Source organism: Stenotrophomonas sp. 85239_Sma (assembly GCF_056481725.1).
Map to the genome: position 1 here is coordinate 4,124,283 of NZ_CM151163.1, position 19,092 is coordinate 4,143,374.

The window sequence follows — 19,092 nt, forward strand, 5'->3', positions numbered from 1 at the left end:
TGGCCGGCAGGCACCTCCGGCAAAACCTGACAACCACATGCGAAGGCGCCCTAGGGCGCCTTCGTTGCATGCGGTCGATAGTGGGGAATGACCACGCATGCATATGAGGCGCTGCTGCGCCTGTTGATGGCGGGAGGCGCACTGGCGCCCCGACGGGCCCTGCTGCAGGCCGCAGGCGGTGCGCAAGCCGCCATCGCGCAAGGCACCGCGAACTGGCGCGCGCACGGTTGCACGCCGGAGCAGTGCGCCGCGCTGGAACGCCCCGATACCCGGGCCTGGACAGCCGCCTGGCGCTGGCTGGAGCAGGACAACCATCACCTGCTGCCCTGCATCGATCCGGCCTTTCCGCCATCGCTGCTGGAGGTGCCCAATCCGCCGCTGGCCCTGTTCGTGGCCGGTGACCCCAGCCTGGCCTGGCGCCCATCGGTTGCGCTGGTGGGCAGTCGCTCCCCCACCCCGGGTGGGCGGGCACTGGCCGCACGTTTTGCCGGCTGCTTCGTCGAAGCGGGCCTGGCGGTGACCAGTGGCCTGGCCGCAGGCATCGATGCGGCCGCGCACCAGGCCACGCTGGAGGCCGGCGGCTGCACCGTGGCGGTGATCGGTACCGGCCCTGACCGGGCCTATCCGGACAGCCACGCCCGGCTGCAGGCACGGATCGCCGCCGAAGGCGTAGTGCTCAGTGAGTATCTGCCGGGCACGGCTGCCCGCCCCGGCCACTTCCCCGCGCGCAACCGGCTGGTGGCCGGACTGGCGCTGGCCACCGTGGTGGTCGAGGCCGCCCAGCGTTCGGGCGCGCTGATCACTGCGCGCCTGGCCGCCGAGGCGGGCCGGGAGGTCTGTGCCCTGCCCGGATCGGTGCTCAACCCGCGCGCGGCCGGCTGCCACCGGCTGATCCGTGAGGGCGCGGCGCTGGTCGAGCGCCCCGAGGAAGTACTGGAACTGCTCGCCCCCGCCCTCCGCCAGCAACTGCCGGGCTTGCAATCACGGCTGGCCACCCCCACTGAACAGGCACCGCCGGCACTCCTGCCGGCGCGCTGGGCCGACGACCCTGACTACCAGCGCTTGTGGCGGGCCCTGGACCACAACCCAAGCGGTATGGATTCACTGATCACGCGCTGTGGATTGACGGCGTCACAGGTGTCCTCCATGCTGCTGGCCATGGAACTGGCGGGAATCGTGGTGTGCGTACACGGCCGCTACTGTCGAACTCCCTAGTTTCTTCACCTCCACAGCGTCGCGCGACGCAGGCCGAGGGGCAATGAAAGAGAGCATCCTGGACGTACTGTTGTACCTGTTTGAACACTATTTCAGCGAAGATGCGGACCTGATCCGTGACCGCGATTCGCTCCAGAACGGTCTGATCCAGGCCGGTTTCAGTCCCACCGAGATCAACAAGGCGTTCGACTGGCTCGATGCCCTGGCCGCGCAGCGGCCGAGCGTGGCCCAGGCGCGGGTCGATGGCCCCGTGCGCATCTACCATGGCCCCGAGCTGGACAAGCTGGACGTGGAATGCCGCGGCTTCCTGCTCTACCTGGAACAGCACGGCATCCTCGACGCCGACCAGCGCGAGCTGGTGCTGGACCGCGCGATGGCCCTGGACCAGGACGAACTGGACCTGGACGACCTGAAGTGGGTCGTGCTGATGGTGCTGTTCAACCAGCCCGGCTCTGAAGCGGCCTATGCCTGGATGGAGACGCAGATGTTCATGGACGAGCCAGAACCCCTGCACTGACCGTACACTTGGGGGCATAGCGCATTCAGGAGCGTCCCCGTGAGCGAGTGGTTCCATGCAGAAGGCAACCGGCAGCAAGGCCCGCTGCCGGCGGAACGGTTGGTCGAGTTGTTCCGCAGCAACCAGATCTCCCTGGACACCCTGGTCTGGCGCGACGGCCTGCCGCAATGGCAACCGTTGCGCACCGTCGTCGATGAGCTGGGCCTGATCGTACCGGCGCTGGACGCCGCCGCGCCGGCCGTGGAACCCGAGCCCGAGCCCGAACCACTGCCGCCGCAGCCACCCGTGCTGCCGCCATCCACGCCCTATGCCACCCACACCCCGGCCGGGATCCTGCCGCCGCCGAAGAAGAAGCTCTCCGGCTGCGCCCTGACCGCGATCATCGTCGGTGGCCTGCTGCTGGTGCTGGTACCGATCGTGGCCATCCTCGCGGCGATCGCCCTGCCTGCCTACAGCGACTACACCGTGCGTGCCAAGGTCGCCGCCGCGGTCAATGCCCTGCAGCCGCTGAAACAGCAGGTGCAGCACTTCGCCGACGACGAAGGCCGCTGCCCCGGTGCCAACGATGCCGGCTTCCCGGCCCCGGGTGACTTCACCCAGGCCGGCCTGTCGGCGGTGAACATCGGTCGCTTCAACAACGGCCACTGTGGCATCGAAGCCACGCTGGCCGTGCCCGGCAAGAGCCTCGATGGCGACCTGCTGTGGCTGGAATATGATCGCGACAGCGGCCGCTGGGAATGCAGCGGTGAAAGCGACGACAAGTACCTGCCGCCGTCGTGCCGCGGCTGAGCCACGCGCACGCCAGCGCCTCCAAGGACGATCCAACAGGGAACATGCAATGACCGAGTGGTACTACGCCGAAGGACAGCAACGCCAGGGCCCGCTGCCGGCCCAGGACATCCGCCAGCGCTTCCAGCGCGGCCAACTGAACCTGGACACCCTGGTCTGGCGCGAAGGCATGGCCCAGTGGGCTGCACTTCGCCAGGTGGTCGATGAGCTGGGCCTGCAGACGCTGGCCGACGCCAGCACCGCCACCGCCAGCGGCGGCTTCGATCTGCGCAACGACTACGCTGCCATCGACAACGGCACTGCACCGCTGCCTGGCACGGGTGCGCTCAGCAGCTCGCCCTACAGCGCCCCGGCCGCCGCCGGTGCCGGCGGCCCGCAGCCGGTGATCGGCGGCGAGGTGGTCTACGCAGGCTTCTGGAAGCGCGTAGCGGCCTACATGATCGACTACTTCGTGCTGGCCGTTCCGGGCGGCATCATCGGCGCCATCATGGGCGTGGTGCTCGGCGCCAGCATGGGCGCGGTGGGCAGTGGCGAAACGTCCATTGAGATCGTCGCGCAGCTCGCCAGCGCACTGGTCAACCTGGCCATCGGCGTTGCCTACTACACCTGGTTCCATTCCTCGCAGGGTGGCGCCACGCTGGGCAAGATGGCGGTCGGCATCAAGGTCGTGCGCAGCAACGGTGACCGCCTGACCAGGGGCCGCGCCTTCGGTCGCTACTGGGCCATGCTGCTGAGCAGCTTCACACTCGGCATTGGCTTCCTGATGGCGGCCTTCACCGAGCGCAAGCAAGGCCTGCACGACATGATCTGCGACACCCTGGTGGTCGACCGCTGGGCGTACACCGATCAGCCGCACCTGCAGCGCCATGAGCTGGGTACGGTCACCATCGTGATCCTGGTGCTGACCGGCCTGCTGTCGCTGGCGGGCCTGGTGCTGCTGGTGGCCGCAGTCGGCTTCATCGCCAAGATGGCCTCATGAACGGCCATCCTCACGCCTGGCTGCTTGACAGCCGCTGGCCGGGCGTGATTCCTCTAATAAGTAATAAGGTGAAACCTGAACGCCCGGCACACTACCGGGCGTTCAGCGTATTGATTTGTCCGTGGCCGCTTCACTAATGCGGCCGTTTGCTCCACCCTAGCGGCCCCTCCCCTGCGGCTCGCCCCACAGACACTGCTGCCATGCCCAAGCACCTGCTCATCGTCGAATCGCCGGCCAAGGCCAAGACGATCAACAAATACCTCGGCAAGGACTACACCGTCCTGGCCTCGTATGGGCATGTGCGTGACCTGATTCCGAAGGAAGGCGCGGTCGACCCGGACAACGGGTTCGCCATGCACTACGACGTGATCGACAAGAACGAGAAGCATGTCGACGCGATCGCCAAGGCCGCCAAGGGCGCCGACGACATCCTGCTGGCGACCGACCCGGATCGCGAGGGTGAAGCGATCAGCTGGCATATTGCCGAGATCCTGAAGGAACGCGGGCTGGTCAAGGACAAGCCGATGCAGCGGGTGGTGTTCACCGAGATCACCCCGCGCGCCATCAAGGAAGCGATCAGCCAGCCGCGCGCGATCGCCAGCGACCTGGTCGATGCCCAGCAGGCGCGCCGCGCACTGGACTACCTGGTCGGCTTCAATCTGTCGCCGGTGCTGTGGCGCAAGGTCCAGCGCGGCCTGTCCGCCGGCCGCGTGCAGAGCCCGGCGCTGCGCATGATCGTCGAGCGCGAGGAAGAGATCGAAGCCTTCATCGCCCGCGAGTACTGGTCGATCGCCGCCGAGTGCGCACACCCGTCGCAGCACTTCAACGCCAAGCTGGTCAAGCTGGACGGGCAGAAGTTCGAGCAGTTCACCATCACCGACGGCGACACCGCCGAAGCCGCCCGCCTGCGCATCCAGCAGGCCGCGCAGGGCTCGCTGCATGTCACCGACGTGGCCAGCAAGGAGCGCAAGCGCCGCCCGGCGCCGCCGTTCACCACCTCCACCCTGCAGCAGGAAGCCTCGCGCAAGCTCGGTTTCACCACCCGCAAGACCATGCAGGTGGCGCAGAAGCTGTACGAAGGCGTGGCGATCGGTGATGAAGGCACCGTCGGCCTGATCTCGTACATGCGTACCGACTCGGTGAACCTGTCGCAGGACGCGCTGGCCGAAATCCGCGACGTGATCGCCCGTGATTACGGCATCGCCTCGCTGCCGGACCAGCCGAACACCTACCAGACCAAGTCGAAGAATGCCCAGGAAGCACACGAAGCGGTGCGCCCGACCTCGGCCCTGCGCACCCCGGCCCAGGTGGCGCGCTTCCTGACCGATGACGAGCGCCGCCTGTACGAGCTGATCTGGAAGCGCGCCGTCGCCTGCCAGATGATCCCGGCCACGCTCAACACCGTCAGTGTCGACCTGTCGGCCGGCAGCGAGCACGTGTTCCGCGCCAGCGGTACCACCGTGGTGGTGCCCGGCTTCCTGGCCGTGTACGAGGAAGGCAAGGACAACAAGAGCGCCGAAGACGAGGACGAAGGCCGCAAGCTGCCGGCGATGAAGCCTGGCGACCGCGTGCCGCTGGAACGCATCCAGGCCGAGCAGCATTTCACCCAGCCGCCGCCGCGTTACACCGAAGCGGCGCTGGTGAAGGCGCTGGAGGAGTACGGCATCGGCCGTCCCTCGACCTACGCCTCGATCATCCAGACCCTGCTGTTCCGCAAGTACGTGGAAATGGAGGGCCGCAGCTTCCGTCCCTCCGACGTCGGCCGCGCGGTGTCCAAGTTCCTGTCCAGCCACTTCACCCAGTACGTGGACTACGACTTCACTGCCAAGCTCGAAGACGAGCTCGACGCCGTCTCGCGTGGCGAAGAAGAGTGGATCCCGCTGATGGCCCGCTTCTGGGAGCCGTTCAAGGAACTGGTGGAAGACAAGAAGGAATCGGTTGACCGCGCCGAGGCCAGTGGCGCGCGCGAGCTCGGCACCGATCCGAAGACCGGCAAGCCGGTCAGCGTGCGCCTCGGCCGCTTCGGGCCTTACGCCGCCATCGGCAGCACCGCCGAGGACGCCGAGGAGAAGCCGAAGTTCGCCTCGCTGCGCCCCGGCCAGTCGATGCACACCATCTCGCTGGAAGACGCGCTGGAACTGTTCCTGATGCCACGTGCGCTGGGCGAGGACAACGGCGAACCGGTCAGCGTCGGCATCGGCCGCTTCGGCCCGTTCGCCAAGCGCGGCAGCACCTATGCCTCGCTGAAGAAGGAAGACGACCCCTACACCATCGACCTGGCTCGCGCCGTGTTCCTGATCGAAGAGAAGGAAGAGATCGCGCGCAACCGGATCATCAAGGAGTTCGAGGGCAGCGACATCCAGGTGCTGAACGGCCGCTTCGGCCCGTACATCAGCGACGGCAGGATGAACGGCAAGATCCCCAAGGATCGCGAGCCGGCATCGCTGACCCTGGCCGAGGTGGAGCAGCTGATGGAAGAAACCGGCAAGCCGGTGCGCAAGGGCTTCGGTGCCAAGAAGGCCGCCGCGAAGAAGGCTCCGGCCAAGAAGGCTGCAGTGAAGAAGGAAGCGGCGCCGAAGAAGGCTGCGGCCAAGAAGGCGCCGGCCAAGAAGGCGGTGAAGAAGGCTGCCGCAAAGAAGGCGCCGGCGAAGAAGGCCGTCAAGAAGGTCGCCAAGTAGATTCACGCCATGCGTGGATGAGGGTCAAGGTGTGCGGACCAACGGTCCGCACCTACCGTCCGCACCCACCACCCCTTCTGCACGCAGCAGGGGGATAATGGAGGCCCACGCTGGGCCGGTCGCCGCCATGAAAGAACTCACCCTGGACTCTGCTGTCGCCACGCTCCGCGCCGGCGGCGTGATCGCCTATCCGACCGAAGCGGTCTGGGGCCTGGGCTGCGATCCGTCGCATGAAGCCGCGGTGCACATGGTATTGCGGCTCAAGCAGCGCCCGATCGAGAAGGGCATGATCCTGGTCGCCGCCGAACTCTCGCAGCTGGAGGGCTGGGTACGCCTGCAGGCGCTGCCCGACGCCCGCCAGCGTGCGGTGCTGGCCAGCTGGCCGGGTGCCAACACATGGATCCTGCCGGCCGGTCCGCGCGCCCAACCGTGGGTCACCGGTGAGCACAGCGGCATCGCCGTACGCATCAGCGCCCACCCACTGGTCGCCGCACTGTGCCGCGCCTGGGGCGGTCCGCTGGTCTCCACCAGCGCCAACCTGGCCGGTGAACCACCCGCGCGCAGCCGTGCCGAGCTGGATCCACGCCTGCTGCGCCTGCTCGACGGCCTCCTCGATGGACAGACCGGCGGCCTGGCCCAGCCGACCCCGATCCGCGACGCGCTCAGCGGCAACGTGCTGCGCTCCTGAGCAGACGATTGCACTGCCGCGCACAATCACGCACCCTGCCGCCATGAACCTGCTGCGCACCGCTTTGAGCCTGTGCCTGCTGCTGCCATGGACCGCACCGGCCGCCGAGGACGTGCGCGTCTACCGCTGCGTCGCCAGCAACGGCGCCGTGGCCCTGCAGGACAGGCCCTGCAGCAGCGGCCGGCAGGAAGTGCGTGACCTGCAGCGCCCGCGCGACCCGGCGCCCCGGGTGGTGCGCAGCGATGCGACACCCGCGCCTGCCGACGAAGTCCCGGTGGTACGCGATCGCGAGGTCCGCCACGTCTACATCCAGCCGCCACAGCCGTTGTACGAGTGCGTGAGCGACGACGGGCGCCGCTATACCAGCGACAACAACGAGGGCAATCCGCGCTGGGTGCCGTTGTGGACCAGCGTCTGGCTTCCGCACGGGCACCACGGCCCGGTCCATCCTGGCCCACGCCCGGCCTTCGGCACGCCGGTCGGCACCCCCATCGGTGGAGGAACCGGCTACCGGCCGCCCGCAGTGGGTGTCGGTGTGCAGGTCCCGGCCGGCAGCGTGCTGGTCCGCGACAGCTGCCATGCGCTGCCGCCGCAGGACGTCTGTGCGCGCCTGCGTGACCGCCGCTGGGAACTGGACCGTCGCTACAACAGTGCGCTGCAGAGCGAGCGCACTGCCATCAGCAACGAACAGCGTGGCATCGACGCACGCCTGTCGCGGGACTGCGAACGCTGAGCGCAGCGCCTGCCATGGCATGTACGCTGTGCGCATGAAGAATCCGATCTGGCTGGCCCTGGGCCTGTTCGCCGGCAATGCATGGGCCGACGACGGGGTGATCTACCGCTGTACCTCCAGCAGCAGCGACGTACCCACCCTGCAACGTACGCCCTGCCCCGCCGGCAGCAAGCAGCAGGTGATACGGGTTCCGGCGGCCGCCAGTGCGCCGCCGGCATCGGCCACATCGGCCCCCGTGCCGGCCCCGCCCGAGCCGGAGCCAGCGCTGGCTCCGCCTGCTTCTGCACCCAGCCCGCGACATCCCGGCGATGGCCGCACGATCATGGAGGCCGGCATGGTCGAGCGCGAGGGTGGCGATCTGATACTCGACAGCGCAGCACTGCCGCGCCAGGCCGATGCCACGCCGGACAGCAATGCACCACCGAAGCCACCGCTGCCACCGATCTTCCAGTGCACCGACAATCAGGGCGGGGGCTACCTGCACGAGTACGAAGCCGCCCCCGGGCGCTGCGAACTGATGACCGTACAGGGCCTGGGTGGCGCCACGCCGGTCAATGCCGCCGGCTGCGAAGTGGTGCGCGACCGCTGCGAGGAACTACCGGAGGCACAGCGCTGCAGCAGTTGGCAGCAACGCTTCCGCAACGCGCGCGGCCGTGAGCGGTTCGCCTCGCCGGAAAACCGCGACAACGCCCGTGGGGAACGCGAACGGCTGCAGGGCGTGCTGGAGGCCAGCAATTGCCCGGTACCGGGGTGACAGCCACCCGTAATGCCGGCCAGCGGCCGGCGTTGCCACCGAACGATCAGAAGCCGTAACGCAGGAAACCGCCATCCACCGCGATGCATTCGCCGGTGACATAGCTGGCCGCCGGCAGGCACAGGAAGCCCACGGCTGCGGCCACTTCCTCCGGCTCGCCGATGCGGCGCATGGGCGTGCGGTTGATCACTTCCTCGTAGTAGTCCGGGTCCGACAATGGACCGGACGTGCGCCGCGTGCGGATGTACCACGGCGCCACCGCGTTGACCCGGATGCCATCCTCGGCCCACTCGACGGCCAGGTTGCGGGTCATCTGGTGCATCGCGGCCTTGGTCATGCCGTAGACCACGCCACTGCGCACATGGGTCAGCCCCGACACGCTGCCGACATTGACGATCGACGACGACGCGTGCCGCGCCAGCAGCGGATGCGCGTAGCGCGACAGCTCGAAGGCCGAGAACAGGTTGGTCTCGAAGATCTTGCGCCACTCGTCCTCGGAATACTCCGTGGCCGACCTGGTGACGTTGCCACCGGCATTGTTGACCAGGATGTGCAGGCCATCGCTGTGGTCTTCCACCCAGTCCAGGATCTGGCGGCGGTCCTCGTCATCGGAGACATCGGCCGCCAGCGCGTGCACCTGGTGCTGCGGATACATATCCAGGAGTTCGTCGCGCGCCGTCTCCAGCATGTCGATATCGCGGCCGACGATCATCAGGTCGGCGCCGAGCCCCGCCAGTTCATGCGCGATGGCCAGGCCGATGCCGGCGCTGGCGCCGGTGATCAGGGCGGTCTGGCCGTCCAGGCGCCACCGTTGCTGGGTCATGTGTCCTCCGGGGCCGCGCCCGCTGTGTTTCGATGCCGCAAGGATACGCGCTCACGGCGGGTGCCTGCGGGGGGTGCGACACTGCACGCACGCCCACCGCGGAGAGCCGCCATGCGCATGCTGATCCTGTCCTCGCCCCTCCTGCTGGCCGCCGTGCTGCTGGCGGCCTGCCAGCGGCCGCCGACACCGAACCCGGAGAAGCCACCGGTGCCACGAGCGATGCCGCGCGCGATCAACGAACCGCTGGACCGTGCCAAGAGCGTGCAGAAGACCGTCGATGATGCCGACGCGCGCAAGCGCAGGGCCGAGGCCGACGCGACGCAATGACCGGTGGGGTCAGAGCCTTTTGTGCTGCAAAGGGATCCGACCCCATGAACGAAAACGCCCGGCCTGAGCCGGGCGTTTTCATTCGATACCGTTGCCGGTCAGAACCCGCAGAAGCAGTACGCCAGCGCCTTCACCGGCGCACCGTTGCCCTTCTCGCGAGCCGCGTTTTCGACGAAGCGCAGCTGCGTATCCACTTCCGGCATCGTGCGCGCCAGCATCATCCGCGCCATGCCCGAATCGGACAGCATCCAGGCACCGGCACGGCTGCCAGCGAAGCCGCTGACGAACTGCGCGAACGGCGTCGCCGCCTTCTCGATGTAGCGCACGCGGTAGGCATCGGCCTTGCCCAGCTTGGCACGGCTGGCCGCATCGGCCACCGCATCCTTCAGGCCACCGAAAGCATCGACCAAGCCACGTTCCTTGGCCTGTGCCCCGCTCCACACGCGGCCACGGGCCACCTCGTCCACGGCCTCGACCGGCTTCTTGCGGGCGTCGGCGACGCGACCGGTGAAGTCGGCGTAGCCCTTGTTGATCACCGACTGGATGACCTGGCCCACGGCCGGGTCCATCGGCCGGGTGACGTCGAAGGCACCGGCGAAGCGGGTGGTGCCGACGCCATCGGTATGCACGCCGATCTTGTCCAGCGCGCGGCTGAAGTTCGGGACCATGCCGAAGATGCCGATCGAACCGGTGATGGTCGACGGATCGGCGTAGATGCGATCGGCATTCATGCTGATCCAGTAGCCACCGGAGGCGGCCAGGTCGCCCATCGACACCACCACCGGCTTGCCGGCGGCCTGCAGCGCCACCACTTCGCGGCGGATCTGCTCGGAGGCGAACACTTCACCGCCCGGCGAATCCACGCGCAGCACCACGGCCTTCACGTTGTCGTCGTCGCGCGCGGCACGCAGCAGCGCCGAGGTCGACTCGCCACCGATGCGGCCGGCCGGCAGGTCCCCCGCGCTGATTTCGCCGGCAGCCACCACCACGGCCACCTGCGGACGCGAGTCCACCGGGTTGCGGCGTGCGTCGAGCAGGGCCAGGTAGCGGCCGAAGTCGACATTGCGGAAACCGCCATCGGCATCCTCGTCGGCCACGCCGCGCTCGATCATCAGATCCTCGAATTCCTCGCGGGTCTTCAGCGCGGTCACCAGCTTCTGCTGCAGGGCGAACTTGGCCAGGTCGCCACCGGCGGCAGCGATGCCTTCCGGCAGCGTGTCGATGCCAGCGGCGAGCTGCGCCGGATCCAGGCGGCGGGCCTTGGCGATGTCGCCCAGGTAGCGCTGCCACACGTCGTTCATCCAGAACAGGTCGGCTTCCTTGGAGGCCGGCGACGCGGCGTCGAGCACGTACGGCTCGGCCGCGGACTTGTACTCGCCCACCTTGAACAGGTGCACGTCCACGCCCAGCTTGTCCTGCAGGCCGGTGCGGAAGTACTGGCGGTAGCGGCCGAGGCCTTCCAGCACCACCGAGCCCATCGGGTCCAGGTAGACCTCGTCGGCCTGCGCGGCCAGCAGGTACTGCGACTGGCCCATGCTCTCGCTGTAGGCCACCAGCTGCTTGCCGGAGGCACGCAGATCCTGCAGTGCGGCGGCCACTTCACGCAGCGAGGCGAAGCCGGACGGCTGCAGCTTGTCCAGCTCCAGCACCACGCGCTCGATCTTCTTGTCCTGCTTGGCCGACTCGATCACCCGCAGCAGGTCGCGCAGCTGGATCTCTTCGGCACCGTTGTCACCCACCGCCTTGGCCAGCGCGCGGCTGACCGGATCGGCGCTGAACTGCTCGACCAGGCGGCCTTCCGGCGCGATCACGAGCGTCGTGCGGTCCTGCAGCGACTTGCTGGCGCCGGCGCCCATGCCGGCGGCGATGACGAACATCACCAGCAGCAGGAACAGCAGGCCGAAGAACACCAGGTTGAGAATCAACCGGCGGGTGAAGTTCATGACGTCCCACAGCCCGATGAAGAAGCTGGCGACGGGATTGCGACGCGCCGGGGGCAGCGGGGGCACGGGTTGATTCATGGAACGCTCCGGATGGCTTCTTGCCGTGGTACCAGCATAGCCGGTGCCGCGTGATGCAGCATCGGACACAAGTCAGGGGATCGCCCGTCACGGGTGAACGTGGCGGGCGCGAAGATCAGGACAGCGCGGATTGCCCGATGCGCTGGCTGCTGCGGCGCAGGCGCCAGCCCATCAGGATGGCAGCGGCGGTCAGGCCGACGATCAGGCCGATCCACATGCCCTGCGGGCCCATGCCCAGCCCCAGGCCGAGCCCGGCGCCGAGCGGCATGCCCAGGCCCCAGTACGCGAACATGGCGATGAACATCGGCACGCGGGTGTCCTTCAGGCCGCGCAGCGCGCCGGCCGACAGCACCTGGATGCCGTCCGGGAACTGGAAGGTGGCCGCGTACAGCAGCAGGGTCGAGGCCAGCCCGGCCACTGCCAGGTCGTTGGTGTACACACCCACGATGGCATCGTGGCCGAACAGCAGCACTGCCGCCGACAACGTCTGCGTGCCCATGATGATCGCGTAGCCGGCCCAGGCCGCGCGCCGCACGCCGAAGCCATCGCCACGGCCGACCGCATGGCCGACGCGCACGGTGGTGGCCTCGGCCACGCCCATCGGGATCATGAAGCACAGCTGCGCGACGTTGATCGCGATCTGGTGTGCCGCCGCTTCATTGGCGCCGAGGCGGCCGATCAGCAGTGCGGTGACGATGAACAGGCCGCCCTCCATCAGCACGGTGATGCCGATCGGCAGGCCGGTGCGCAGCAGCTCCCAGATCGCCTTCCAGCGCGGTCCTTCGAAGTGCGAGAACAGCTGCAGGTGGGCGAAGCGCTTGGTGAACCACAGGTAGGTGGCGAAGGCGATCGCCTGCAGCCACATCATCACCGCCGAGGCGATGCCCAGGCCTTCGGCGCCCATTTCCGGGAAGCCGAGCTTGCCGTTGGCCAGCACATAGCCCATCGGTGCCAGCACCAGCAGGCCACCGAAGCCCAGCAACATGGTTGGCAGCGTCCAATGCATGCCCTCGCTGAGATAGCGCATGCAGAAATACAGGGTCAGCGCAGGCCCGCCCCAGCGCACCGCATGCAGGAACGCGGTCGCACCCGGCACGATATCCGGCGCGATGCCGAATGCCGGCAGCAGCGGCGGCACCACGGTGAGGAAGGTGAACATGATCAGGCCCAGGCCCAGCGCCAGCCACAGTGCCTGGCGGAACAGCGGGCCGATCTCGCGCTCGCGGCCGGCGCCATGCAGCTGCGAGACCGAGGCAGTGAGCGAGATCAGGGTACCGATGGGGATCAGCATCGGCAGCCACAGCAGCGCCGTACCGATGGTGACGGCGGCCAGTGTGGCCGTGGCGTGGTGGCCGGCAATCACGTTGTCGACGAAGGAGATCAGACCGGTGGACACATGGCCCAGCACGAGCGGCAGGGCGAGCAGACCGGTGGCGCCGACTTCCTTGCTGAAGCGCGGCGTGGAGGTTGCAGTAGACATAAGGTGCTTGACGCGAACTGCGGTTGCGCGCGAAGGGCACAGGCACCGGGTTGCGGGCGCCCATCTTACGCGGGCGGCGCGTGCATTCCCATGACATGGCGTGAATGCTGGGTTTCAGCAGCCCCACACAAAAAGGGGACGGAGGGGATTAAGTCGCATCCGGCACTAACCGGCCTGAAACGACTTAATCCCCTCCGTCCCCTTTTCTACTGGCCAGCCTGGCGCTTGAGCCAGCTGTCGCGTTCGGCCGCGGGCACGGCGAGGAAGGCGCTGCGCACGGTGTCGCGTTCCTGCGGCGGCGTGCGCTGCGCGACCAGGGTCAGCTGGGCCAGCTGCGCCGGGCTGAGCTGGCGCAGCACGGCCAGCGCGGTCTCGCGCTGCTCCGGCGGCACGAAGCCGAACAGGCCATGCAGCTTGGGGAATTCCAGGCCCAGTTGCGGGCCCAGCCGCCACCCGTCGCGGAACGCCTGGTCCTGATCATGGAACTGTTGGCGCAGGCGCTGCTGCTGGTCTGCGGGCAATGCATTGAATCGCGCAGCCGCCTGCCGGATGCGCTCGCGCTCTCCTTCCGGCAACGCGCGCCAGGCAGCGTAGTCGGCGCGGCGCTGGCGCTGCTGCTGCGCATCGAGCTGGGTGAATCCAGCAGGGGTTGCAGTGGCCGGCGCCGACGCGGCCGGCGAACTTCCCGGGACAGCTGGCGGCAACGGCACGCTCAACGACTGCGGTGCGGCGGACAGCGACAACGGCAGGGCCAGCAACAGGCTGGCGAACACGGGCTTATTCATCGGCAGCAGCGGTTTCCAGCGTGGCGCTGGCCGGCTCCGGCCGGCTCGGCTTGGATTGCGATTCATCCACCGGCAGCGGGCCGCCCGCGGCGGTCCACGCATACAGGTCGGCATCGGCGACCAGCGGATAGTCACGATCGGCCAGCATCGTGGCGTCGTCCGCGGCCTGGGCCGTGGTCGCATCCGGGGTAGCGTTGACCTTGCTCGGCGGCAGGGATTCCACCGTCACCGGACCGGCTTCGCCCACCACGCCCTCCGGCAACGGTGCATCACTGCCGAAGGAATGCCCCTGCCAGTAGCGCCAGCCCAGCGCAGCGGCCAGCAACACCGCCACGGTCACCAGCAGGATCAGCGGACCGCGCCAGCGCGGCTTGGCGTTCGTGCGACGGCGCGTGCCTTCGGCGGTGGCACGCTGATCGCGCTGCGGTGTGCGCCAGCTCGAGGTCGGGGTTTCATTGTGGGCGGCCGGTGCGGCTGGCTGCTGCAGCTGCTGCAGGCGCGTTGCCGGCAGCTCACGGATACGCGCCTGCACCTGTTCGGCCAACTGGCGCCAGGCCGAGGCATCGGGCTGGCCGTGGGCATCACGCGGGCAGGCGTCGGCCAGCAGGTGCTGGTAACCGGCCTCGTCCTGGTCGAGCACGCGCATGGCGATGCCCTCGTCCAGGCTGCCGCCCACCCGCAGCAGCAGTGCCAGGCGCGGCAGCGGCTGCATTGCACCCAGCGCGGCCAACGGTGGTGCCCACTGCCCACCCACCGGCTCGCGCAGCGCCTGGCGCTGGCCCAGCAGGGTCCAGAAACGGGTCGGCCACTGCGCCATCGGCAGGTCGCTGGCGACGGCGGCAAAGGCGCGCATCACCGCCACCAGGGTCTGTTCGGCGCGCGCAGCATCGCCGCATTGCAGTTCAGCGACCACCAGGGCACGGCGCTCGACACCGCGCAGGAACGCCGACAGCGCGCCGGCCGCGGTCGAGGAAACAGGGGCGGGCACAGCCGTCATCGGTCACTCCAAAGGTCTGCCGGCATGATAGCGGCAGGCCATCGATGCCCGTAGGACTTGCGCCCACAGGCACTTCGTGCTGCAGGTTGTGCACAGCACCACGCCCCCGCAGCGAAAAACTGGGCCATCCAGCTGAATCCACTCTGTTTCAGCATTGTTTCACACCCAACCACTTGATTTTGAAGGCATTTATCATATGGCGATTTTTTGACCAACCCGAGCATGAGGCCGTCGCTATCGGCCTTCTGCGCATCCGCTGGCCGTTAACGCACAACGTTATCCACAGAACATGTGGATAAGACTGAATCTCCAATGGACACCGATATTTAGGTGACATTTATGATTCAACAGGCGTCGCGCTGGCGCTCCCGCGCCCGCCATTCGCGCGCGCATGGGCCGTTACACTGGCCCGATGCTTTCACCGATTCCGACCCTGCAGGTCGCCCTGCCCGTCCCCCTGCCCCGCCTGTTCGACTACCTGTCGCCGGAGGGCGATGGCCCTGCGGTCGCGGTCGGCTGCCGCCTGAAGGTGCCGTTCGGCAACCGGGAGCTGGTCGGTGTGGTGGTGGGGCATGGCCAGGCCGACGACGGCCAGGGACTGCGCCAGGCCCTGGCCTGGTGCGACCCGCAGCCGCTGCTGCAGGGTGAGCTGTGGCAGAGCCTGCAATGGCTGGCGCGCTACACCCACGCACCCTTGGGCGAGGTCCTGAGCACCGCCCTTCCCGGCCCGTTGCGCCATGGCGAGGCCGTGCCCGACACCCACCACTGGGGCTGGCAACTGACCGCGGAAGGCCACGCCCAGCGCGAAAAGCTGCGCGCCGGCAGCCGCCCGCGGCAACTGGCTGAACTGCTGGCCGAAGCCATCGTGGATGAGGATGTGCTGGGCGAACGCATGGAAGACTGGCGCGCTACCGCGCGCAGCCTGGCCAAGCGCGGGCTGGCCGAGCGCGTCGCGCTGAGCGTGGCTCCCCATCACGCGCAGCCGTTGCCCGGCCCCACGCTCAACCCGGACCAGGCCGAGGCCGTGGCCGCGATCAATGCCGCCGACGGCTTCCAGCCGTTCCTGCTGGATGGCGTGACAGGTAGCGGCAAGACCGAGGTCTACCTGCAGGCGATCATCCATTGCCTGGCACAAGGCAGGCAGGCGCTGGTGCTGGTGCCGGAAATCGGCCTGACCCCGCAGACGCTGGCACGCTTCCGCGGCCGCCTGGGCATCGCGGTACATGCGCTGCATTCGGGGTTGAACGACAACGAGCGCGCGCGCGTCTGGGCAGCGGCCTCACGCGGCGAAGCGCGCGTCATCGTCGGCACCCGCTCGGCGGTGTTCACGCCGTTGCCCCAGGCCGGCCTGCTGATCGTCGACGAGGAGCACGACGGCAGCTACAAGCAGCAGGACGGCATCCGTTACCACGCGCGCGATTTCGCCCTGGTCCGGGCCAAGTCGCTGGGCATTCCGGTTCTGCTGGGCAGCGCCACGCCCTCGCTGGAAACCCTGCACAACGCCTACGCCGGGCGCTACACCCACCTGCGCCTGAAGCAGCGCGCCGGCGATGCACGGCCGCCACGCGTGCGCATCCTCGATGTGCGCAAGCGGCCGCTGCATGACGGTCTGTCGGCCGACGTACTGGCCGGCATCGGCGAGCACCTGCAGCGTGGCCAGCAGGTACTGGTGTTCAAGAACCGCCGCGGCTATGCGCCGGTGCTGCTGTGCCACGACTGCGGCTGGACCGCGCCGTGCCAGCGCTGCGATGCACCGATGACCGTGCATGGTGGCGGTCGTCGCCTGCAATGCCACCACTGCGGCGCGCGGCAACCGGCGCCGCTGGCGTGCCCGGCCTGCGGCAGCCTGGCGCTGCAGCCGCAGGGTATCGGCACCGAACGCCTGGAAGAGCACCTCACCGCGGCCTTCGCCGATTTCCCGGTGGTGCGCATCGACCGCGGCACCACCTCGCGCCGCGACGCGCTGGAACAGCAACTGGCGAAACTGGGCGACCAGCCCGGCATCCTGGTCGGCACGCAGATCCTGGCCAAGGGCCACGACCTGCCCAAGCTGACGCTGGTAGTGGTGGTGGGCATCGACGAAGGGCTGTTCTCCGCCGACTTCCGCGCCAGCGAGAAACTGGCGCAGCAGCTGATCCAGGTGGCCGGTCGCGCGGGGCGTGCACGTGACCCCGGCGAGGTCTGGCTGCAGACCCACCATCCCGGGCACCCGCTGCTGGAAACGCTGGTGAGTGGTGGCTACCACCCGTTTGCGCAGGCCGAGTTGAACCAGCGCCAAGCCGCCGGGTTCCCACCGTTCGCGCACCTGGCGCTGATGCGTGCCGAAGCGCAGCAGGTGGAGCACGCCAACGCGTTCCTGCTGGCCGCGCGGCAACTGCTGGGCGAGCAGAACGTGGTCGAAGCCTACGGGCCGATGCCGGCGCCGATGCCGCGGCGTGCCGGCTACCAGCGCACGCAGCTGCTGCTGTCGGCCGTGCAGCGGCCGCCGCTGCATGGTGTGCTTTCGCAGTTGGTGCCGCGGCTGTATGCGCTGCCGGAAGCCCGCAAGGTGCGCTGGTCGCTGGACGTGGATCCGACGGATCTGTATTGAGGGTCGGAGCCCACCCGCTGGGTGGGATCCGACCCCGATGGCCAGGGGTCGGATCCCTTTTCGCAGAAAAGGGCTCTGACCCCGAACGCCACCGCTTACGTCAGCGGCGTCATCACGCCGCGCTGGTAGGCCGGTCGCTCGCGCAGGCGCGCATACCACTCGGCCAGGTGCGGCAGCTCCGGGCGCTGGATCGGCAGTTCGAACCAGGCGTAGATCAGCGAACCCAGCGGGATGTCACCCATCGCGAATGTCTCGCCCGACAACCATGGCTGTTTCGCCAGGGTGGCATCGGCCATTGCCAGGTAGTCACCGGCGCGCACGATGGCGGCATTGATCCGCGCTTCGTCACGGTCGGCTGGCGCGGTGCGCATGATGCCCCATACCAGGTCGCTGTAAAGCGGTGCCATCCGCGACGTGCTCCAGTCCATCCACTTCTCGGCCTGGGCGCGCTGCATCGGGTCTTCGGCATACAGGGTGCCCAGTGCGTAGCGCGCGCTCAGGTAGCGCACGATGGCGTTCGATTCCCACAGCGGCAGGCCGTGGTCTTCGATCACCGGCACCAGGCTGTTGGGGTTCATTGCCTGGTATTCCGGCGTCTGCGTGCCACCGTGGCTGCCACCGACTTCGATGGACTCATACGGCAGGCCGATCTCCTCGGCGCACCACAGTACCTTGCGGACGTTGCTGGAATTGCGGCGGCCCCAGATCTTCAACATGCGGGTTTTCCTTGCTGGCAATGCGAGCGGCAACGATACGCCTGATCGGAGATGGAGTGTGGGTGGCGGAAGCCGGATCTGGCACCTGGGCGTTGCCGGCCAGCGGCCGGCACTAGCGGTTCTTTTTCGGCAGCGCGCGCACGTAGGACGACTTGCCGTCCTTCTTCAGTTCGAACAGCCCGATGGCCGCCAGCAGATCACTGAGCTTGCCGTAGCCGTAGTTGCGCGGATCGAACGAGGCCTGGTTGCCGATCTGGCTGCCGACCGGCCCCAGGTGCGACCAGCCGTCCTCGCCCTCGGCCGCAGACACCGCACGGCGCAGCATCTTCACCAGCCGCGTATCGCTGCGCATCTCCGCCCCGCTCTTGCGTGGGCGTGCATCATCATTGGCGACGGGGTCGCTCGATGCCTGTTCGCTCGATGCCTGCTCGGCATCCGGCACGCTGGCATGGGTCTGGCCCAGCGCTTCCAGGTAGGTGAACTTCGAGCACGCGTTGACGAACGGTTCGGGCGTCTTCTTTTCGCCGAAGCCATACACCTTCACGCCGTCGGTCAGCAGGCGCATCACCATCGGGGTGAAATCGGCATCGCTGGACACGATGGCGAAGCCATCAAGGTTGCGCGCGTACAGCAGGTCCATGGCATCGATCACCATCGCCATGTCCGAGGCATTCTTGCCCTTGCTGTAGGCGAACTGCTGGATCGGGCGGATCGCATATTCGTGCAGTACGGCTTCCCAGCCCTTCAACCGCGGGCTCTTCCAGTTGCCATAGGCGCGGCGTACGTTGGCCACGCCGTAGCGGGCCACTTCGGCCAGGACCTCGTCGATCTTCGAGGCCGGCGCGTTGTCGGCGTCGATCAACAGGGCGATGCGCTTTTCCGGTTCGCTCATGGGCTCCTCAGGGGCCGTTGCCTGAACCCGAGTATCGCCGATCCACGCGGGCGCTGACGTGACAGGCAGCCGCCGTGCGAAGATGCCAGGCGCTTCCCCCAATGCCCC

The 19,092-nt window shown here is 68.2% G+C and carries 17 protein-coding genes; 10 read left to right on the forward strand and 7 right to left on the reverse strand.

The window, feature by feature from the left end; genetic code table 11:
• The first annotated feature begins 87 nt into the window (after positions 1–87).
• The 8 genes from dprA (at position 88) to ACYKG1_RS19190 (ending at position 8,353) form a co-directional block, all read left to right on the forward strand.
• Positions 88–1,215, forward strand: a complete 1,128-nt coding sequence (gene dprA, locus ACYKG1_RS19155) for a DNA-processing protein DprA (protein ID WP_478471121.1) — start codon at positions 88–90, stop codon at positions 1,213–1,215.
• Between the two features lie 43 nt (positions 1,216–1,258).
• The gene (locus ACYKG1_RS19160; protein ID WP_005419622.1) at positions 1,259–1,732 is read left to right on the forward strand and encodes a DUF494 family protein; all 474 of its coding nucleotides are present in this window, start codon (positions 1,259–1,261) and stop codon (positions 1,730–1,732) included.
• 39 nt (positions 1,733–1,771) lie between these two features.
• A complete protein-coding gene (locus ACYKG1_RS19165; protein WP_478471122.1) occupies positions 1,772–2,521 on the forward strand; it encodes a pilin in 750 nt (249 codons plus the stop codon).
• A 49-nt stretch (positions 2,522–2,570) separates the two neighbouring features.
• Positions 2,571–3,500 (forward strand): RDD family protein, encoded by a 930-nt coding sequence (locus ACYKG1_RS19170; protein WP_478471123.1) that lies wholly within the window; start codon positions 2,571–2,573, stop codon positions 3,498–3,500.
• Between the two features lie 200 nt (positions 3,501–3,700).
• Positions 3,701–6,178 carry a DNA topoisomerase I gene (locus ACYKG1_RS19175; RefSeq protein WP_478471124.1) on the forward strand — a complete coding sequence of 826 codons (2,478 nt, stop codon included), beginning with the start codon at positions 3,701–3,703 and terminating at the stop codon, positions 6,176–6,178.
• Between the two features lie 97 nt (positions 6,179–6,275).
• Positions 6,276–6,866: an L-threonylcarbamoyladenylate synthase type 1 TsaC gene (gene tsaC, locus ACYKG1_RS19180; protein ID WP_478471125.1), complete on the forward strand. Its 591-nt coding sequence runs from the start codon at positions 6,276–6,278 to the stop codon at positions 6,864–6,866.
• Positions 6,867–6,909: 43 nt separating this feature from the next.
• A complete protein-coding gene (locus ACYKG1_RS19185) occupies positions 6,910–7,599 on the forward strand; it encodes a hypothetical protein (RefSeq protein WP_100474059.1) in 690 nt (229 codons plus the stop codon).
• 34 nt (positions 7,600–7,633) lie between these two features.
• Positions 7,634–8,353 (forward strand): hypothetical protein, encoded by a 720-nt coding sequence (locus ACYKG1_RS19190; RefSeq protein ID WP_478471126.1) that lies wholly within the window; start codon positions 7,634–7,636, stop codon positions 8,351–8,353.
• A 46-nt stretch (positions 8,354–8,399) separates the two neighbouring features.
• On the opposite strand, the gene ACYKG1_RS19195 is transcribed toward ACYKG1_RS19190, so the two are convergent.
• Positions 8,400–9,176 (reverse strand): SDR family oxidoreductase, encoded by a 777-nt coding sequence (locus ACYKG1_RS19195; protein ID WP_262083539.1) that lies wholly within the window; start codon positions 9,174–9,176, stop codon positions 8,400–8,402.
• A 111-nt stretch (positions 9,177–9,287) separates the two neighbouring features.
• Between ACYKG1_RS19195 and ACYKG1_RS19200 the strand changes: the two genes are divergently transcribed.
• Complete coding sequence (locus ACYKG1_RS19200) at positions 9,288–9,503, forward strand: hypothetical protein (protein ID WP_100474062.1); 216 nt, start codon at positions 9,288–9,290, stop codon at positions 9,501–9,503.
• Between the two features lie 98 nt (positions 9,504–9,601).
• On the opposite strand, the gene sppA is transcribed toward ACYKG1_RS19200, so the two are convergent.
• The 4 genes from sppA to ACYKG1_RS19220 form a co-directional block, all read right to left on the reverse strand.
• Positions 9,602–11,524 (reverse strand): signal peptide peptidase SppA, encoded by a 1,923-nt coding sequence (sppA, locus tag ACYKG1_RS19205; protein WP_100474063.1) that lies wholly within the window; start codon positions 11,522–11,524, stop codon positions 9,602–9,604.
• Between the two features lie 115 nt (positions 11,525–11,639).
• Positions 11,640–13,004 (reverse strand): MATE family efflux transporter, encoded by a 1,365-nt coding sequence (locus ACYKG1_RS19210; RefSeq protein ID WP_100474064.1) that lies wholly within the window; start codon positions 13,002–13,004, stop codon positions 11,640–11,642.
• Between the two features lie 206 nt (positions 13,005–13,210).
• Complete coding sequence (locus ACYKG1_RS19215; protein ID WP_478471127.1) at positions 13,211–13,789, reverse strand: DUF3106 domain-containing protein; 579 nt, start codon at positions 13,787–13,789, stop codon at positions 13,211–13,213.
• On the reverse strand, positions 13,782–14,786 hold the full coding sequence (locus ACYKG1_RS19220) for a hypothetical protein (protein ID WP_262083542.1): 1,005 nt from the start codon (positions 14,784–14,786) through the stop codon (positions 13,782–13,784). The genes ACYKG1_RS19215 and ACYKG1_RS19220 overlap by 8 nt, the downstream gene beginning before the upstream one ends.
• A 412-nt stretch (positions 14,787–15,198) precedes the next feature.
• Here ACYKG1_RS19220 and ACYKG1_RS19225 point away from each other — a divergent pair, with 412 nt between their 5' ends.
• Positions 15,199–17,376, forward strand: a complete 2,178-nt coding sequence (locus ACYKG1_RS19225) for a primosomal protein N' (RefSeq protein ID WP_478472775.1) — start codon at positions 15,199–15,201, stop codon at positions 17,374–17,376.
• Between the two features lie 95 nt (positions 17,377–17,471).
• Here ACYKG1_RS19225 and ACYKG1_RS19230 read toward each other — a convergent pair whose 3' ends face one another.
• Positions 17,472–18,092: a glutathione S-transferase family protein gene (locus tag ACYKG1_RS19230; RefSeq protein WP_100474067.1), complete on the reverse strand. Its 621-nt coding sequence runs from the start codon at positions 18,090–18,092 to the stop codon at positions 17,472–17,474.
• Positions 18,093–18,204: 112 nt separating this feature from the next.
• Entirely contained in the window at positions 18,205–18,984 is a 780-nt protein-coding gene (locus tag ACYKG1_RS19235) for an NYN domain-containing protein (RefSeq protein WP_100474068.1), read from the reverse strand.
• Positions 18,985–19,092 lie beyond the last annotated feature (108 nt).

Bases quoted from the DNA above. Each gene is read 5' to 3' on its own strand.
- dprA (WP_478471121.1), top strand. From the start codon at position 88: ATGACCACGCATGCATATGAGGCGCTGCTGCGCCTGTTGATGGCGGGA.
- ACYKG1_RS19160 (WP_005419622.1), top strand. From the start codon at position 1,259: ATGAAAGAGAGCATCCTGGACGTACTGTTGTACCTGTTTGAACACTAT.
- ACYKG1_RS19170 (WP_478471123.1), top strand. From the start codon at position 2,571: ATGACCGAGTGGTACTACGCCGAAGGACAGCAACGCCAGGGCCCGCTG.
- ACYKG1_RS19175 (WP_478471124.1), top strand. From the start codon at position 3,701: ATGCCCAAGCACCTGCTCATCGTCGAATCGCCGGCCAAGGCCAAGACG.
- tsaC (WP_478471125.1), top strand. From the start codon at position 6,276: ATGGAGGCCCACGCTGGGCCGGTCGCCGCCATGAAAGAACTCACCCTG.
- ACYKG1_RS19185 (WP_100474059.1), top strand. From the start codon at position 6,910: ATGAACCTGCTGCGCACCGCTTTGAGCCTGTGCCTGCTGCTGCCATGG.
- ACYKG1_RS19190 (WP_478471126.1), top strand. From the start codon at position 7,634: ATGAAGAATCCGATCTGGCTGGCCCTGGGCCTGTTCGCCGGCAATGCA.
- ACYKG1_RS19195 (WP_262083539.1), bottom strand. From the start codon at position 9,176: ATGACCCAGCAACGGTGGCGCCTGGACGGCCAGACCGCCCTGATCACC.
- ACYKG1_RS19200 (WP_100474062.1), top strand. From the start codon at position 9,288: ATGCGCATGCTGATCCTGTCCTCGCCCCTCCTGCTGGCCGCCGTGCTG.
- sppA (WP_100474063.1), bottom strand. From the start codon at position 11,524: ATGAATCAACCCGTGCCCCCGCTGCCCCCGGCGCGTCGCAATCCCGTC.
- ACYKG1_RS19210 (WP_100474064.1), bottom strand. From the start codon at position 13,004: ATGTCTACTGCAACCTCCACGCCGCGCTTCAGCAAGGAAGTCGGCGCC.
- ACYKG1_RS19215 (WP_478471127.1), bottom strand. From the start codon at position 13,789: ATGAATAAGCCCGTGTTCGCCAGCCTGTTGCTGGCCCTGCCGTTGTCG.
- ACYKG1_RS19220 (WP_262083542.1), bottom strand. From the start codon at position 14,786: ATGACGGCTGTGCCCGCCCCTGTTTCCTCGACCGCGGCCGGCGCGCTG.
- ACYKG1_RS19225 (WP_478472775.1), top strand. From the start codon at position 15,199: ATGCTTTCACCGATTCCGACCCTGCAGGTCGCCCTGCCCGTCCCCCTG.
- ACYKG1_RS19230 (WP_100474067.1), bottom strand. From the start codon at position 18,092: ATGTTGAAGATCTGGGGCCGCCGCAATTCCAGCAACGTCCGCAAGGTA.
- ACYKG1_RS19235 (WP_100474068.1), bottom strand. From the start codon at position 18,984: ATGAGCGAACCGGAAAAGCGCATCGCCCTGTTGATCGACGCCGACAAC.